The sequence below is a fragment of the Bradyrhizobium sp. Pha-3 genome, assembly GCF_042258325.1.
GTDB lineage: Bacteria > Pseudomonadota > Alphaproteobacteria > Rhizobiales > Xanthobacteraceae > Bradyrhizobium > Bradyrhizobium elkanii.
The window spans coordinates 6053034-6068263 of record NZ_CP170151.1 but is presented as its reverse complement, the minus strand read 5'-3'; the positions used below and the strand labels follow the sequence as shown (position 1 = coordinate 6068263).

General features: G+C 65.1%; 13 protein-coding genes. 11 read left to right on the top strand and 2 right to left on the bottom strand.

The window, feature by feature from the left end; translation table 11 throughout:
• Nucleotides 1-326 precede the first annotated feature (326 nt).
• The 6 genes from ACE10X_RS28890 to ACE10X_RS28865 all read left to right on the top strand — a co-directional run bounded on the left by ACE10X_RS28890 (nt 327) and on the right by ACE10X_RS28865 (nt 8813).
• Entirely contained in the window at nt 327-1739 is a 1413-nt protein-coding gene (locus ACE10X_RS28890; RefSeq protein ID WP_038385543.1) for a mannose-1-phosphate guanylyltransferase/mannose-6-phosphate isomerase, read from the top strand.
• Between the two features lie 263 nt (nt 1740-2002).
• Nucleotides 2003-3007: a Gfo/Idh/MocA family protein gene (locus tag ACE10X_RS28885; RefSeq protein WP_085970655.1), complete on the top strand. Its 1005-nt coding sequence runs from the start codon at nt 2003-2005 to the stop codon at nt 3005-3007.
• Nucleotides 3008-3041: 34 nt separating this feature from the next.
• Complete coding sequence (locus ACE10X_RS28880) at nt 3042-4193, top strand: DegT/DnrJ/EryC1/StrS aminotransferase family protein (protein ID WP_038385541.1); 1152 nt, start codon at nt 3042-3044, stop codon at nt 4191-4193.
• Between the two features lie 102 nt (nt 4194-4295).
• Nucleotides 4296-5825 carry a murein biosynthesis integral membrane protein MurJ gene (murJ, locus tag ACE10X_RS28875; RefSeq protein ID WP_038385540.1) on the top strand — a complete coding sequence of 510 codons (1530 nt, stop codon included), beginning with the start codon at nt 4296-4298 and terminating at the stop codon, nt 5823-5825.
• Nucleotides 5826-5953: 128 nt separating this feature from the next.
• Complete coding sequence (locus ACE10X_RS28870; RefSeq protein ID WP_038385539.1) at nt 5954-8263, top strand: xanthine dehydrogenase family protein molybdopterin-binding subunit; 2310 nt, start codon at nt 5954-5956, stop codon at nt 8261-8263.
• A 103-nt stretch (nt 8264-8366) separates the two neighbouring features.
• Nucleotides 8367-8813, top strand: coding sequence for a cytochrome c (locus ACE10X_RS28865; RefSeq protein ID WP_038385538.1), 447 nt, complete (start codon nt 8367-8369; stop codon nt 8811-8813).
• A 164-nt stretch (nt 8814-8977) separates the two neighbouring features.
• Here ACE10X_RS28865 and ACE10X_RS28860 read toward each other — a convergent pair whose 3' ends face one another.
• Complete coding sequence (locus ACE10X_RS28860) at nt 8978-9400, bottom strand: CHRD domain-containing protein (RefSeq protein ID WP_038385537.1); 423 nt, start codon at nt 9398-9400, stop codon at nt 8978-8980.
• Between the two features lie 165 nt (nt 9401-9565).
• Here ACE10X_RS28860 and ACE10X_RS28855 point away from each other — a divergent pair, with 165 nt between their 5' ends.
• Nucleotides 9566-10501, top strand: a complete 936-nt coding sequence (locus ACE10X_RS28855; RefSeq protein WP_038385536.1) for a cytochrome c — start codon at nt 9566-9568, stop codon at nt 10499-10501.
• A gap of 111 nt (nt 10502-10612) precedes the next feature.
• Here ACE10X_RS28855 and ACE10X_RS28850 read toward each other — a convergent pair whose 3' ends face one another.
• On the bottom strand, nt 10613-10858 hold the full coding sequence (locus ACE10X_RS28850) for an Lrp/AsnC ligand binding domain-containing protein (RefSeq protein WP_016845986.1): 246 nt from the start codon (nt 10856-10858) through the stop codon (nt 10613-10615).
• A 203-nt stretch (nt 10859-11061) separates the two neighbouring features.
• On the opposite strand from ACE10X_RS28850, the gene thiD reads away from it, so the two are divergent.
• The 4 genes from thiD to ACE10X_RS28830 all read left to right on the top strand — a co-directional run bounded on the left by thiD (nt 11062) and on the right by ACE10X_RS28830 (nt 15114).
• The gene (gene thiD, locus ACE10X_RS28845) at nt 11062-11859 is read left to right on the top strand and encodes a bifunctional hydroxymethylpyrimidine kinase/phosphomethylpyrimidine kinase (protein ID WP_304557751.1); all 798 of its coding nucleotides are present in this window, start codon (nt 11062-11064) and stop codon (nt 11857-11859) included.
• Nucleotides 11860-12167: 308 nt separating this feature from the next.
• Nucleotides 12168-12980, top strand: coding sequence for a UDP-2,3-diacylglucosamine diphosphatase (locus ACE10X_RS28840; RefSeq protein ID WP_038385534.1), 813 nt, complete (start codon nt 12168-12170; stop codon nt 12978-12980).
• A complete protein-coding gene (locus tag ACE10X_RS28835) occupies nt 12977-14068 on the top strand; it encodes a glycosyltransferase family 1 protein (RefSeq protein ID WP_038385533.1) in 1092 nt (363 codons plus the stop codon). The genes ACE10X_RS28840 and ACE10X_RS28835 overlap by 4 nt, the downstream gene beginning before the upstream one ends.
• 56 nt (nt 14069-14124) lie before the next feature.
• The gene (locus tag ACE10X_RS28830) at nt 14125-15114 is read left to right on the top strand and encodes a threonine/serine dehydratase (RefSeq protein WP_038385532.1); all 990 of its coding nucleotides are present in this window, start codon (nt 14125-14127) and stop codon (nt 15112-15114) included.
• The last annotated feature ends 116 nt before the right edge of the window (nt 15115-15230 follow it).

Genomic DNA, 15230 nt, shown 5'->3' with positions numbered 1-15230 from the left:
AATGTGTCAAAAACAGCGCAAAACGCTTTCGCGCGCCCAAATTCGCCGCCTTGGTATGGTTTCCGCGCCGATCTGGCAATACCCGTACTGGTCCCTATTGCGGCAGGCGCGAAGGGGTGGCTAAAGAGGCCGGAACGGGGGGCGGCCGGCCACTCACCGGGGATTTACGTTACCGGTAAAATCCGACCAGACGCGTGGGGGCGCGTGCTACTGCTTGGATAGTGCTTCCGAGGCAACAGGGCCGCCGGCTGCGACGGCCCGGGCCGATTTGGTGTGTCGTCCGCAGGCGGATACGACAGATTTGCACGACAGGACTTGAGGCATCGATGGATCGACGAATTATTCCCCTGATCATGTGCGGCGGCGCGGGCACGCGGCTGTGGCCGGCGTCACGCGAGGTGCATCCGAAGCAGTTCCTGTCGCTGTTCGGGGCCCGCTCGACCTTCCAGGAGACGCTGCTGCGGGTCTCCGATGCCGGCCTGTTCGAGCGTCCGATCGTGATCACCAACGAGGCCTATCGCTTCATGGTGCTGGAGCAGCTGGCCGAGATCGGCCGTGAGGCCGACGTGCTGCTGGAGCCGATGCGCCGCGACTCGGGGCCGGCGATCGCGGCCGGTGCAGCGTTCGCGCAGAGCCGCGACAGCGAAGCGATCGTGCTGGCGCTGGCCGCCGACCATCTGGTGCGGGACACCGCGGCCTTCGTCGCCGCGTGCCGCGGCGGGTTGGTGGCCGCGGACGCCGGCCGCATCGTGACGTTCGGCGTCAAGCCGGAGCGGCCGGCCACCGAATACGGCTACATCAATCCGGGTGAGGCGGTCGCCGGCGAGGTGCGCACGGTGGCGAAATTCGTCGAGAAGCCGGATGCCGCGACGGCGGCGGGCTATATCGACGCAGGTTATCTCTGGAACAGCGGCAACTTCATGTTCCGCGCCGGCGTGCTGCTCGACGAGTACCGCAATGTCGATGCGGACAGCGTGGCCTCGGTGGAGCAGTCGGTTGCGTCGGCGGCGCGTGATCTCGGCTTCGTCAAGCTCGATGCACCGGCCTTCGGCGCGGCGAAGGCGATCTCGATCGATTACGCGGTCATGGAGAAGACATCGCGTGCCGCGGTGGTGCCGGTGGCGTGCGGATGGTCCGACATCGGCTCGTGGCGTCAGGTCTGGGAGCTGTCGGACAAGGACAGCCTCGGCAACGCTGCGCGCGGCACTGCGGTGTTCGAGGACTCCCGCAATTGCAACGTCTCGACCGACCGGGCGCTGGTTGCGCTCGAAGGCGTCGATGACCTCGTCGTGGTCGCGACCCAGGACGCCGTGCTGGTGTCGCGCCAGAAGGACGCCAACGGGCTGAAGCGGCTGGTCGCGAAATTGAAAGTGGCGGCGCCGGAGGTGACCGAGAATCACATCAAGGTGCATCGCCCCTGGGGCTCCTATCAGTCGGTCGACAATGGCGATCGCCACCAGGTCAAGCGCATCGTCGTCAAGCCGGGCGGACGGCTGTCCCTGCAGAAGCACCATCACCGCTCCGAGCACTGGATCGTGGTGCGCGGCACCGCGCAGGTCACCGTCAACGAGCTGACCAAGACGGTGCACGAGAACGAATCGATCTACATCCCGATCGGCGCGGTGCACCGGCTGGAGAACCCGGGCAAGATCCAGCTCGAGCTGATCGAGGTGCAGACCGGCAGCTACCTCGGCGAGGACGACATCATCCGCATCGAGGATGACTATCGGCGCACCTGAGGCGAACGGGCCCCGCGCTCAAGATCGAGTTGCGGGCGATGTAACTCTTTGAATCAAAACGTGTCCGGATTTCGCCGTTGGCATTCGCCACATTTGTGACGCCGTGCTATAGCGGCTGCCAACGAAGCGGGTCGTGATTTGCGCCAAAGGCGCGGATCGGGCAGAGGGGCCTTGGTGCTGATTCCCTCGGAGCTGGGATGGCTCCCTGAGAAGCCGGGACAACCGCCAGAACGTTACTTGGGGTCTACGATATGAATGCAAAAATGTCCGCAGCCGGCGCGAAGGCCGATATCGGCCGCGCATTGCGCGTCGGCGTGATCGGCGCCGGCGTGATGGGCAGCAACCATGCCCGCGTGCTGGCCGGACTGCCCGGGGTGCTGTTGATCGGCATCGTCGATCCGCTGCCGGAACATCGCACGCGCGCCATCGACCTGGTCGGCTGCCGCGCCTTCGAAAGCCTCGATCAGCTGTTCGCCGAGGGCATCGATGCGGTGACGATCGCAGCTCCCACCCATCTGCATCACGAGATCGCGCTCGCCTGCATCGCGCGCGACATTCACATCCTGGTCGAGAAGCCGGTCGCATCCACGGTCGAAGAGGGCCGCGAGATCGTCGCGGCCGCCGAGCGGGCCGGCGTCACGCTGATGGTCGGACATGTCGAGCGTTTCAATCCGGCGGTCGCCGCGATCAAGAAGGCGATCTCGGGCGAGGACATCCTGTCGATCGGCATCACCCGGGTCGGCCCGTTCCCGCCGCGAATGTCCAATGTCGGCGTCGTGATCGATCTTGCCGTGCACGACATCGACCTGATCCGCTGGTTCACGGAGTCCGATATCGTCGAGGTGCAGCCGCAGCTCTCGAGCGCCGTCGCCGAGCGCGAGGACATCGCGCTGCTGCAGTTCCGTACCGCTTCCGGCGTGCTCGCCCATATCAACACCAACTGGCTGACGCCGTTCAAGGCGCGCAACGTGACCGTCGCAACCCGCGGCAAGTATGTGATGGGCGATCTGCTCACGCGCCAGGTCACCGAATGTTTCGGCTTCAAGCCGGACGGCAGCTATTCGATGCGTCATCTGCCGGTCGGTCACGACGAGCCGCTGCGCGCCGAACTGATCGCCTTCCTCGATGCCGTGCGCAGCGGCAAGCTGCCGGCAGTGTCCGGCGACGAGGGCGTGGCGAGCCTCGAGATCGCGATCCGCTGCCTGGAATCTCCCGCCAGGCCCGCCGCCTCGACGATGCGCAAGGGGCCGCGCCGCATCGCCGGCTGATTGTCCATTCATTCAACACGTGCAAAGAGCTTCCATGAACCAGCATATGCAGCTTGAGCCCATTCCCTTCATCGATATCGCCGCGCAGCGCCGGCGGCTCGGCAAGTCGATCGATGACGCGGTCGCGCGCGTGCTCGACCATTGCCAGTTCATCAACGGTCCCGAAGTGACCGCGCTGGAGAAGGCGCTGGCGGACTATAGCGGCGCAAAGCATGTGGTCAGCTGCGCGAGCGGCACCGACGCGCTCTTGATGGTCCTGATGGCGAAGAATGTCGGGCCGGGCGATGCGGTATTGTGCCCGACCTTCACCTTCTGTGCGACCGGCGAGGTCGTGACGCTGACCGGCGCGACGCCGGTTTTCGTCGACGTCGATGAGGAGACCTTCAACATCGACGTCAACTCGCTGAAGCGCGGCATCGCGACGGCGCGCGCGCGCGGGCTGAAGCCGGTCGCCGTGATCCCGGTCGACCTGTTCGGCCAGAGCGCCGATCACGATGCGATCGCTGCGGTCGCCGAGGCCGAGGGCCTGTTCGTGCTCGATGACGCCGCGCAGGGCTTCGGCGCGACCTACAAGAACCGCAAGCTCGGCACTTTCGGGCTCGCGACCGGGACCAGCTTCTTCCCGGCCAAGCCGCTCGGCTGCTTCGGCGACGGCGGCGCGATCTTCACCGACGACGAGGAGCTCGCGCGCACCCTGCGCAGCATCCGCGTGCACGGCCAGGGCTCGGACAAGTACGACAATGTGCGGCTCGGCCTCACGGCGCGGCTCGACACCATGCAGGCGGCGATCCTGCTCGAGAAGCTGAAGATTTTCGACGACGAGATCGCGGCGCGCAACAAGGTGGCGGAGCGCTATTCGCGCGCGCTGGGCAACCTCGTCGCGGTGCCGCGCCTTGCGCCGGGCTGTACCTCGGTGTGGGCGCAGTACACCATCCGCCTGTCCGACGGCATCGATCGTGACACCTTCGCGGCGGCTCTGAAGGCGCACGGCGTCCCGACCATGATCTACTATCCCAAATCGGTGCACCAGCAGACGGCCTATAGCCACTATCCGGTTGCCGACGGCGGCCTGCCGGTCAGCGAGCGCCTGTCCAAGGACGTCATCGCCCTGCCGATGCACCCCTATCTCGACGAGGCGACGCAGGACCGCGTCATCCAGGCTGTGCGCAGCGCGCTACAGGCATGATCCCCAAAAGTGGCTTCCGGTTTTCGGGCAGGGTCATGCCTAAATCGTTAACGGCCTGATAGGAAACTTTTTCGTACCGTAATCATGCGCTAGAAGCAGCGCATGCTTGGGCGCATCTTCACCGTCGGCGGCTATACCCTGCTATCGCGGGTCACCGGGTTCGCGCGCGACATCATGCTCGCGGCGATCCTCGGTGCCGGGCCGGTTGCCGACGCCTTCTTCGTGGCGCTGCGGCTCCCCAATCATTTCCGCGCGATCTTTGCCGAAGGCGCCTTCAACGCCGCCTTCGTGCCGGCCTATGCCCATGTCCATGGCGAGCGCGGCGAAGCGTCGGCACGGCTGTTCGCCGACCGCATCTTCACGCTCCTGTTCGCCTCGCAGGTGATCCTGCTGGCGGTGGCGATGGCGTTCATGCCGCAGGCGATGAGCATCCTCGCGCCGGGCTTCACCGAGGACGCGGCGCAGCGCAAGCTCGCGATCGAGCTGACGCGGATCACCTTTCCCTATCTGCTGCTGATCACGCTGGTGACGCTCTATGGCGGCATGCTCAATGTGATGCATCGCTTCGCCAGCGCGGCCGCGGCGCCGATCTTCCTCAACCTTGCCATGATGATGACGCTGGCGCTCGCGGCGTTCTTTCCGAGCGCCGGCCATGCCGCGGCCTGGGGCGTGCTGATCTCGGGCTTCCTGCAATTCTTCCTGCTCGCCGGCGACCTCGCGCGCCACGGCGGCCTGCCGCGGTTCGCGCCCTTGCGGCTCGACGAGGACGTTCGCGGCTTCTTCCGCGCGCTGGGGCCGGCGACGCTGGGCTCGATGGGCACGCAGGTCGCGCTGTTCGCTGACACGATCATCGCGACCTTCCTCCCCGCAGGCGCGCTGTCGGCGCTGTATTATGCCGACCGCCTCAATCAATTGCCGATCGGCGTGATCGGGATCGCGATCGGCACCGTGCTGCTGCCGGAGATGTCGCGGCGGCTGAGCGCCGACGACCACGCCGGCGCGATGGCCGCGCAGCGCCGCGCCTTCGATTTCACCTTGCTGTTCTCGGTGCCGTTCGTGGCGGCGTTCCTGACCGTCGCCGATCCGATCATGCGCGCGATGTTCGCCCGCGGCGCCTTCTCCAAGGCCGATGCCGCAAGTGCCGGCGCCACGCTCGCGGCCTATGCGGTGGGGCTCATTCCGTTCGTGATGATCCGCAGCGCGGTTGCGACCTTCTACGCCCGCAAGGACACCGCAACGCCGGTAAAAGCGGCGCTGACCGGGGTCGCGGTCAACGTCGCGCTGAAGATCGCGCTGGTCGGCTCGCTGGCGCAGGTCGGCCTCGCGCTCGCGACCGCAATCGGGGCCTGGGTCAATCTGCTGCTGGTGCTGATGTTTGCCGTGCGCCGCGGCTACCTCGCGCTCGATCGTGCGATGATCCGCTCGTTCGGCACCTTCGCGCTGTGCGGCGTGCTGCTCGCGGTCGCGCTGTGGCTGACCTCGCATTTCGCGGTGGTGTGGTTCGCGCCGATGCAGATCTTTCGCGACGAACTGATCCTGCTGCTGCTGATTGCGGTCGGCGTCTTCGTCTATGCCCTCTCGATCCTCACGCTGTTCGGCCGCGGCTGGCTGTTCGCGCTCCGCCGCGTATAGTTTTACCTGTCAAATCAAATGCATAGGAGGCGGCTGTGTGATAGCGCCGCGCGCGGCGGAAAGCGGTTTGCGCTTCGCCGACAACCACGCCAATATGCATGCAAACAATCAAGGCAATTGGAGAGACGATGGCAGCTCCCATCAAATTCGGCGTCGGACAAAGTGTGCGGCGCAAGGAGGACGACGCTCTGATTCGCGGCAGGGGCCGCTACACCGACGACGTTGCACCGTCTCCCGCATTGCACGCGCTGATGCTGCGCTCGCCGCATGCGCACGCGACCTATACGATCGATGCCGGCAAGGCCCGCGGCATGCCCGGCGTGGCGCTGATCCTGACCGCGGCCGACGTCGCCGAGCTCGGCGGCCTGCCGTGCCTGTTCAATCTCGAAACCGATCCGTTCACCGCACCGCCTTATCCGATCCTCGCCAAGGACGAGGTGCGCCATGTCGGCGACGCGGTGGCCTTCGTGGTCGCCGATACCGTCGATCATGCCCGTGACGCGATCGAGGCGATCGACGTCAAATGGACGCCGCTGCCGGCGGCGGTCGGCCTCGTCAATGCGGTGAAGAAGGACGCGCCGCAGGTCTGGCCGGACAAGCCCGGCAATGTGCTGTTCGACGTCTCGATCGGAGACAAGAACGCCGCCGAGGACGCGTTCGCCAAGGCGCATGCGGTGGCCGAGATCACCATCGTCAATCCGCGCGTCATCACCAATTTCATGGAGACGCGTGCCGCCGTCGCGGAATACGACGCCAAGAAGGACCATCTGACGCTGACGATCGGCAGCCAGGGCAGCCACCGCCTGCGCGAGATCCTTTGCGACATGATCCTGAAGATGCCGAAGGAGAACATGCGGGTGATCTGCCCGGATGTCGGCGGCGGTTTCGGCACCAAGCTGTTTCCCTATCGCGAATATGCGCTGATCTCGGTCGCCGCGCGCAAGCTCAAGAAGAGCATCAAATGGACGGCCGAGCGCTCCGACCATTTCATGGGCGACGCGCAGGGCCGCGACAATCTCACCACCGCGAAGATGGCGCTCGCCGAGGACGGCAAATTCCTCGGCATGGATGTCGACCTGATGGGCGACATGGGCGCCTATCTCTCGACCTTCGCGCCTTACATCCCGCATGGTGGCGCCGGCATGTTGCCGGGCCTCTACGACATCCAGGCCTTCCACTGCCGGGTCCGCACCGTGTTCACCAACACGGTGCCGGTCGATGCCTATCGCGGCGCCGGCCGCCCGGAGGCCGCCTATGTCATCGAGCGCCTGGTCGATGCCGCCGCGCGCAAGCTCGGCATGACGCCGGACGCCATCCGGCGGAAGAATTTCATTCCGCCGAAGTCGCTGCCCTACACGACCGCGACCGGCAAGGTCTACGACTCCGGCGACTTCGTCGCGCATATGAAGCGCGCGATGGAAATTGCCAACTGGAAGGAATTTCCGAAGCGCGCCAAGGCCGCCAGGAAGGACGGTCTGGTGCGGGGCATCGGCATGGCGAGCTATGTCGAGGTCTGCGGCACCATGGGCGAGGAGACCGCCAATGTGGCGCTCGATCCCAACGGCGATATCTCGGTCCTGATCGGAACGCAGTCGAGCGGGCAGGGCCACCAGACCGCCTATGCGCAGATCGTCGCCGAGCAGTTCGGCGTGCCGCCCGAGCGCGTCCATGTGCTGCAGGGCGATACCGACAAGATCGCGACCGGCCTCGGCACCGGCGGCTCGGCATCGATCCCGTCCGGCGGCGTCAGCGTGCAGCGCGCGACGCATGATCTCGGCAACAAGCTGAAGGAGCTCGCGGCGCAGGCGCTGGAAGCCGGCGCCGGCGATCTCGAGATCGCCGACGGCCGCATCCGCATCGCCGGCACTGACCGCTCGATCAGCTTTGCCGATCTCGCGAAACGCCCCGGCGGCGATACGTCGAAGATGAATGCGAGCGCGACCTTCGCCAGCGCCGACGGCACCTATCCGAACGGCACCCATCTTGCCGAGGTCGAGATCGATCCCGCCACCGGTATCATCAAGATCGTCAGCTACGTCATCGTCGACGATTTCGGCGTCACGCTCAATCCGCTGATGCTGGCGGGCCAGGTTCATGGCGGCGCGATGCAGGGCATCGGTCAGGCGCTGATGGAGCAGGCGGTGTACAGCCCGGCCGACGGTCAACTCGTCACCGGCACGTTCATGGACTATGCGCTGCCGCGCGCCTCCGACGGGCCGTCCTTCGTGTTCGAGACCCATAACGTGCCCTGCACGACCAATCCAATGGGCGTGAAGGGCGCGGGCGAGGCCGGCGCGATCGGCTCGTGCCCGGCGGTCGTCAACGCGATCGTCGAGGGGCTGCATCGCGAGTACAAGATCGACCACATCGACATGCCGGCCACGCCTGAACGGGTCTGGATCGCGATCCGCGAGGCGCAGCGCCGCCATAATCTCTGATAAATTGTCGCAGGCGGAATGAAGATTCCGCCTGCGGTGTTTTGCAAACCAGGCCGGCCGCAGATCGCGGACCGGGACAGAGCGGAATTGAGGGGTTTTGCCGATGAAGCGGATTGTCGTCGTCGCAGCGATGCTTGCGTTGAGTGCAGGGGCGGTGGTGGCCGACCAAAATCAGGTCAAGCAGACCCAGGCCCAGATGAAGGAGACCGGCAAGAATGCGGGCGCGATAGCGGCGATGATCAAGGGCGAGAAGCCCTACGATCAGGCAGCGGTCGATGCCGCGCTGGTGAAGTTCGAAGACACCGCCAAGAAGCTGCCGACGCTGTTCCCGGAAAGCAGCAAGGGCCTCAAGCCGGATGGCGACTATTCCCCGGCGCCGAAGGTCTGGGAAGACAAGGCCGGCTTCGAGCAGCACATTGCGAGCTACGCCAAGGCGGTCGCCGATACCAAAGGCAAGGTCAAGGACCTCGACACGCTGAAGGCGGAAATGCCGCCGCTGTTCAAGCAGTGCGGCGGCTGCCACGAGACCTATCGCCTCAAGAAGGGCTGATCGCCACTCGGCTCATCGTCGTTCGATCAATGAGAAGGGCGGACGCTTTGAGGCGTCCGCCCTTTTTTGTGTCGGCCGTTTCTTGTTGGAGCGCGCTCGCGACGATTGCTTCGTCGGGATTGCTTGGCGACGGATTACTTCGTCACTTGTTATTTCGTCACTTGTTACTTCATCACCTGGCCGCGGATCTCGCCGCCCGGGTTGGCCGCGGTGTGAACGTTGACATAGTACTTGCCGGCGAGGAGATCGGCGGCCTGCGCGTCGGTCAGTGTTGCGCTGCCTTCGACCGGGCTCGACGTCGCGTTCGGGATCGCGACTGCGACACCGGAATTCTTGCCGGCCTCGGCGGGGCCGTGGAAATGCGCGGCGGTGACTGGACCCGACAGGCCGGAATAGGTCAGCTTCCAGCTCAACTTCTTGCTGGCGGCATCGTAGTCGATGTCGGCGGTGCCGGTGCCGGCGCTGGTATTCGGCGGCACTTCGCTCTTGCTATCCAGCTTCGCCGTGAACTTCTCGGCAAAGGCCGGACCGGCGAGGGCGATGGCGGCGCCGAGCGTCAGCGTGGCAAGCAAGGTCTTGTTCGACATGGTTCTCTCCCCTTTGACGTCACAGGATGGTTGCAATCTTCAAACAGCGGCTTTTCGGATTTATTCCCCAAATGATCGTGGGTGCGGCAAATTTGATGCGAGCTTGTCCGACTGGTTGCCATCATACTGGTCCATGAACTGACGCGACCAATGACGGATCGGTGAATGCTGCGACGAATTTTCCTCCTGGCGATTCTGGCCGGCGTAATCGGCGTTGGCGTGTTCTGGTGGCTGACGATCCCAGCGACCGTTGCCGCCGGCGCGCTGCCAGCCTATCAGCCTGACCTGGCCAACGGCCTCACAACGTTCAATGCGGGGGGATGTTCCTCCTGCCATGCCGTGCCGAAGCAGGACGACCGCACGAGGCTCGGCGGCGGGCTCGCGATCACCTCGCCGTTCGGCACCTTCTATGCGCCGAACATCTCGCCCGACCCGAACGACGGCATCGGCCGCTGGAGCGAGGCCGATTTCGTCACTGCGGTCATGAAGGGCACCTCGCCATCGGGCGCGCACTATTTCCCGGCGTTTCCGTACCCGTCCTATCAGCACGCCAAGGTCAGCGATGTGCGCGACCTGTTCGCCTATCTGAAGACCTTGCCGCCGGTCGCCGGCAAGGTGCGCGACCACGATTTGCCGTTTCCGTTCAACATCAGGCGCAATGTCGGCGTCTGGAAATTCCTGTTCATGAACGGCAAGCCGTTCATCGCGGATGCAAGCCGCTCCGCGCATTGGTATCGCGGCGCCTATCTCGTCAACAGCTTCGGCCATTGCGCCGAGTGCCACAGCCCGCGCAATGTCCTCGGCGGCATCGTCACCGCGCAGCGCTTCGCCGGTGGTCCGAATCCGGAGGGCGAAGGCTGGGTGCCCAACATCACGCCGAGGGGGATCTCGGACTGGAGTGTGAAGGATATCGCCTATTTCCTCGAGAGCGGCCAGACGCCGGACGGCGATAGCGCGGGCGGATCCATGGTGCGCGTGATCCGCAATACCTCGCAACTCTCGTCGTCCGACCGCGATGCGATCGCCGAGTACATCAAGTCGCTGCCGCCGGTCGAGGGACCGCCGAAGCCGGTGAAGAAGGAGAAGGAGTCAGCGGGATGAGCTTTGCTTGAACCGGCTCGCCGCGGTTTCGGTTCACCTCTCCCAAGGAAAGGTGAACTTTCGACGCCGTTCAAGCTCGACCTGATCTCATCATGCGCTCGTGGGCGCGATCTACTTCGCGCCGAACGCCTTGAAGGTGATGATGGTGAGAGTGTCCTGGATGCCCGGGATCACCTGAACCTTCTCGTTTATGAAATGGCCGATGTCGGTGTCGTGGTCGACGTAGAACTTGACCAGGAGGTCGTAGTTGCCCGCGGTGGAATAGATCTCGGACGCAATCTCGGCCTCCGCCAGCGCGTTGGCGACGGTGTAGGACTGGCCGAGCTTGCATTTGATCTGGACGAAGAAAGGAACCATCAAAGTCGTCTCCGGGGATTTCCGCGACTATAGGCCAAAAACGGGCGGCCAAGGCAAGGGGACAAGAAGGGGCAAGGCAGCGTCAAGGCAAGGCCAACCCGCGGTAAAGTCAGGCGAACTTGCCGTCGATCCGCGGCCGGGCTAGGACAGGCCATGGTCTTGTTCGCGATGGTCGCATTCGTATCAACCGCCGGTGCAGCACGATGACGCCGGTCGCGCTCACCATTGCCGGCTCGGACTCCTCGGGCGGGGCGGGCATCCAGGCCGACCTCAAGAGCTTTGCCGCGCTCGGGGTCTATGGCGCCTCCGCGATCACGGCGCTGACCGCGCAGAACACCACGGGGGTCAGCGGCATCCATCCGGTGCCCGCTTCATTCGTCACCGCCCAGATCGATGCGGTGTTCTCCGACCTTGAGGTCGGCGCGGTCAAGATCGGCATGGTGGCACAGGCCGAGACGATCGCGGCGATCGCCGATGGGCTGAGGCGCTGGGCGCCGGGCCATGTCGTGCTCGATCCGGTGATGGTCGCAACCTCGGGCGATCGGCTGCTTGCCGCCGAGGCGGTCGATGCGCTGAAGACCCTGCTGTTTCCGCTGGCCTCGCTGATCACGCCGAACCTGCCGGAAGCGGCGGCGCTGCTCAACGAGTCGGTCGCCTCAAGCGAGGCCGACGTCGAGCGACAAGGCAAGCGATTGCTGGCGATGGGATGTCGCGCGGTGCTGGTCAAGGGCGGCCACGGCCACGGCACCGACAGCATCGACTATCTGATCGACGCCGAGCGCAGCATCGCGCTGGCTGCGCCGCGCATTGCGACCGCCAATACGCATGGCACCGGCTGCTCGCTGTCCTCGGCAATCGCAGCAGGGCTCGCGAAGGGCGAGAGCATGGAGACCTCCGTGCGCAACGCCAAGGCCTGGATCACCGAAGCAATCGCCGCTGCCGATCGTTTTGCCGTCGGCCACGGCCACGGGCCGGTGCATCACTTTCACAAATATTATTGAGGCTCTTGTAGCCCGGATGGAGCGCAGCGAAATCCGGGGCTTTCCGCGGATGCAGGACCCCGGATTGCGCTTCGCTTCATCCGGGCTACGCATTCATCGCCGCTTCGAATTCGCGTCGTTCCATCGCGCTACGCAGGCAACACAACGCCTCTTCCACACAGCCGCGACCGCCGATGTCGCCAGATTGTCGCACGCTGCTGTTATCCGCAGGGCAGGGGCGTGCTGCTGATTCTCGTTAACTGTTTGCGGGGCCTTGGGTCGCGGGGATCGTCATCGCCTTGTCACAGGAATCTGTTAGGTGCACAGGCATGGGAAGTGACTCCTTGAGTGAAGAAAGTCCCGAGCGGCACTTTCGCACTTTGTTTATCTCCGATGTCCATCTCGGAGCCCGTGGTTCGCAAGCCGACCGCCTGCTGGACTTCCTCCGCTCTCACGATGCCGACACGATCTACCTCGTTGGTGATATCGTCGACGGCTGGGCGCTGAAGTCGAACTGGTACTGGCCGCAGACCCATAACGATTTTGTGCAGAAGATGCTGCGCAAGGCGCGCAAGGGCGCCAAGGTGATCTACGTCCCGGGCAACCACGACGAGTTCCTGCGCAAATATTACGGCACGCATTTCGGCGGCATCGACGTGGTGGAGAACACCGTTCACACCGGCGCGGACGGCAAGCGCTACCTCGTGATCCACGGCGACATTTTCGATCTCGTGGTGCAGAACGCGCGCTGGCTCGCCCATCTCGGCGACAAGGCCTACGACCTCGCTATCCAGATGAATCGCTTCGTCAACTTCTTCCGCAAGATGTTCGGCGTGCCGTACTGGTCGCTGTCGCAATGGGCCAAGCTGAAGGTCAAGAAGGCGGTGAACTATATCGGCGCGTTCGAGGCGACGCTTGCCGGCGAGGCGCGGCGCCACGGCTGCGACGGCGTGATTTGCGGCCACATCCACTACGCGACGATTCATGACGAGCACGGCATCCGCTACATGAATTGCGGCGATTGGGTGGAGAGCTGCACAGCGCTCGCCGAGCATGAGGACGGCCATTTCGAGATCATCACCTGGACCGATCCGGTGCGCCGGATCGCGCCGGTTCCGCGAGTGACGGCACGCGCTGCATGACGCATATCCTGGTCGCGACCGATGCGTGGCATCCCCAGGTCAACGGGGTTGTCCGCACGCTGACCATGATGGCACAGGCGGCGAAATCGCTCGGCGTCGAGGTGAGCTTCCTGACGCCGGACGAGTTCCGCACCTTCGCGATGCCGAGCTATCGCGATCTGAGGCTGGCGCTGCCCTACCGGGCCAAGGTCGCAAGTCTGATCGAGGCGGCGAGGCCCGACAGCATCCATATCGCGACCGAGGGCCCGATCGGGCTTGCGGTGCGCCGCTATTGCCGCAAGCGCGGCCTGCCGTTCACGACGAGCTTCCATACCCGCTTCCCCGAATACGTCTCGGCGCGGACGCCTGTCCCGGAAGCCTGGGTGTGGCGCGCATTGCGCTGGTTCCACAGGCCGAGCCGGGCGGTAATGGCGGCGACCCCGGCGCTGGCGGCCGAATTGCGTCAGCGCGGCTTCCGCAACGTGGTGCTGTGGTCGCGCGGCGTCGATACCGCGCTGTTCCATCCGCGCGACGTCGATCTATGCCTGCCGCAGCCGGTCTATCTCAGCGTCGGCCGGGTGGCGGTGGAGAAGAACCTGGAGGCCTTCCTCGATCTCGATTTGCCGGGAACCAAGGTCGTGGTCGGCGACGGCCCGGCGCGGGCGGCGCTGGAGCGGAAATATCCGGACGCCTTGTTCCTCGGCGCCCGCCACGGAGAAGAATTGGCTGAGATCTATGCCGCGGCCGATGTGTTCGTTTTCCCGAGCCGGACCGATACGTTCGGTCTGGTGCTGCTTGAAGCGTTGGCGAGCGGCCTGCCGGTTGCCGCTTTTCCGGTCACCGGTCCCCGCGACGTGATCGGCGCGGCGCCGGTCGGTGTGCTCGACGAGGATCTGCGCCATGCCTGCCTCGAGGCGCTCGGCATCTCGCGGCAGGCCTGCGTCGATTTCGCCGCGCTCCACACCTGGCAGGCGTCGGCTCGGGTGTTCATCGACCGTTGCATGAACGTCCGTCCCGCGCCGCCGGATGGCGAGGGGGAGGCGTTCGAATTTGGTGCCGAAGAGCACCATTTCGCCGTCCTGCCGACACCTCAGCCGAACTCACGCTAGTTGGGTCACACTAAAGCGTCTTGCCCGCCAGCCCGTCGCCGCGATACAAATCGCGAATGACGGACACCGTTCTCAATCCACCCGTCGCTGCCGCGGACATCGATGCCGCCGCAAGGGTGGTCGCGCCGTTCGCGGTGCGCACGCCGCTCCTGACCTTCCCCGTTCTCAACGAACGCGTCGGCAGCCAGGTCTTCCTCAAGCCCGAAATGCTGCAGCGGACCGGATCGTTCAAGTTTCGCGGCGCCTTCAACAAGCTCGCCTCGATCCCGCAGGACAAGCGGAGCGGTGGCGTCGTCGCGTTCTCCTCGGGCAACCATGCCCAGGGCGTCGCCGCGGCGGCCAAGATCCTCAACATGCAGGCGACCATCGTGATGCCTGCGGACTCGCCGATCACCAAGCGCGAGCGCACCAAATCCTATGGCGCCGAAGTCGTGCTCTACGACCGCGATCGCGACGACCGCGAGGCGATCGCCAACGGCATTGCCGGCAAGCGCGGCGCGACCTTGGTGCGCCCCTACGACGATCCCTTCGTGATCGCGGGCCAGGGCACCGCCGGCCGCGAGATCGCCGAGGACATGGCCGCGCTCGGACTGACGCCCGACATCGTGGTCGCGCCGGCTTCAGGCGGTGGATTGATCGCGGGTGTCGCGACCGCGGTGAAGGCGAAATATCCGCAGGCCCAGGTGATCGTCGCCGAGCCCGCGGGCTATGACGATCACGCCCTGTCGCTCAAGGTCGGACATCGCGAGGCGCATCCGGTTGCGGCGCGGACCATCTGCGATGCGCTGATGGCGATGATGCCGGGCGAGCTGACCTTCGCGATCAACAGCAAGCTGCTGGCGAACGGTGTCAACGCCACCGATGACGAAGTCGGCGCCGCCGTTGCCTTCGCCTATCGCGAGCTGAAGCTCGTGGTCGAGCCCGGCGGCGCGGTCGGGCTCGCCGCGCTGCTTGCCGGGCGGATCGATGGCAAGGGCAAGAACGTCGTCATCGTGCTCTCGGGCGGCAATGTCGACGCCGACCTGTTCGCAAAACTGGTTGCCTGACATCGGGTTAGGCACAGATGCTGCCGCGGTACATGAGCTGGCTCACGTTGCGTGTGCAGGTCCATGGGACATGAATGCTTCGCGCGCCACTCGTCGTGCGCGGGTCAAACCCGGCA

Excerpts from the sequence above, each read along its gene's own strand:
- ACE10X_RS28890 (WP_038385543.1), top strand. The coding sequence starts at position 327 with ATGGATCGACGAATTATTCCCCTGATCATGTGCGGCGGCGCGGGCACG.
- ACE10X_RS28885 (WP_085970655.1), top strand. The coding sequence starts at position 2,003 with ATGTCCGCAGCCGGCGCGAAGGCCGATATCGGCCGCGCATTGCGCGTC.
- ACE10X_RS28880 (WP_038385541.1), top strand. The coding sequence starts at position 3,042 with ATGAACCAGCATATGCAGCTTGAGCCCATTCCCTTCATCGATATCGCC.
- murJ (WP_038385540.1), top strand. The coding sequence starts at position 4,296 with ATGCTTGGGCGCATCTTCACCGTCGGCGGCTATACCCTGCTATCGCGG.
- ACE10X_RS28870 (WP_038385539.1), top strand. The coding sequence starts at position 5,954 with ATGGCAGCTCCCATCAAATTCGGCGTCGGACAAAGTGTGCGGCGCAAG.
- ACE10X_RS28865 (WP_038385538.1), top strand. The coding sequence starts at position 8,367 with ATGAAGCGGATTGTCGTCGTCGCAGCGATGCTTGCGTTGAGTGCAGGG.
- ACE10X_RS28860 (WP_038385537.1), bottom strand. The coding sequence starts at position 9,400 with ATGTCGAACAAGACCTTGCTTGCCACGCTGACGCTCGGCGCCGCCATC.
- ACE10X_RS28855 (WP_038385536.1), top strand. The coding sequence starts at position 9,566 with ATGCTGCGACGAATTTTCCTCCTGGCGATTCTGGCCGGCGTAATCGGC.
- ACE10X_RS28850 (WP_016845986.1), bottom strand. The coding sequence starts at position 10,858 with ATGGTTCCTTTCTTCGTCCAGATCAAATGCAAGCTCGGCCAGTCCTAC.
- thiD (WP_304557751.1), top strand. The coding sequence starts at position 11,062 with ATGACGCCGGTCGCGCTCACCATTGCCGGCTCGGACTCCTCGGGCGGG.
- ACE10X_RS28840 (WP_038385534.1), top strand. The coding sequence starts at position 12,168 with ATGGGAAGTGACTCCTTGAGTGAAGAAAGTCCCGAGCGGCACTTTCGC.
- ACE10X_RS28835 (WP_038385533.1), top strand. The coding sequence starts at position 12,977 with ATGACGCATATCCTGGTCGCGACCGATGCGTGGCATCCCCAGGTCAAC.
- ACE10X_RS28830 (WP_038385532.1), top strand. The coding sequence starts at position 14,125 with ATGACGGACACCGTTCTCAATCCACCCGTCGCTGCCGCGGACATCGAT.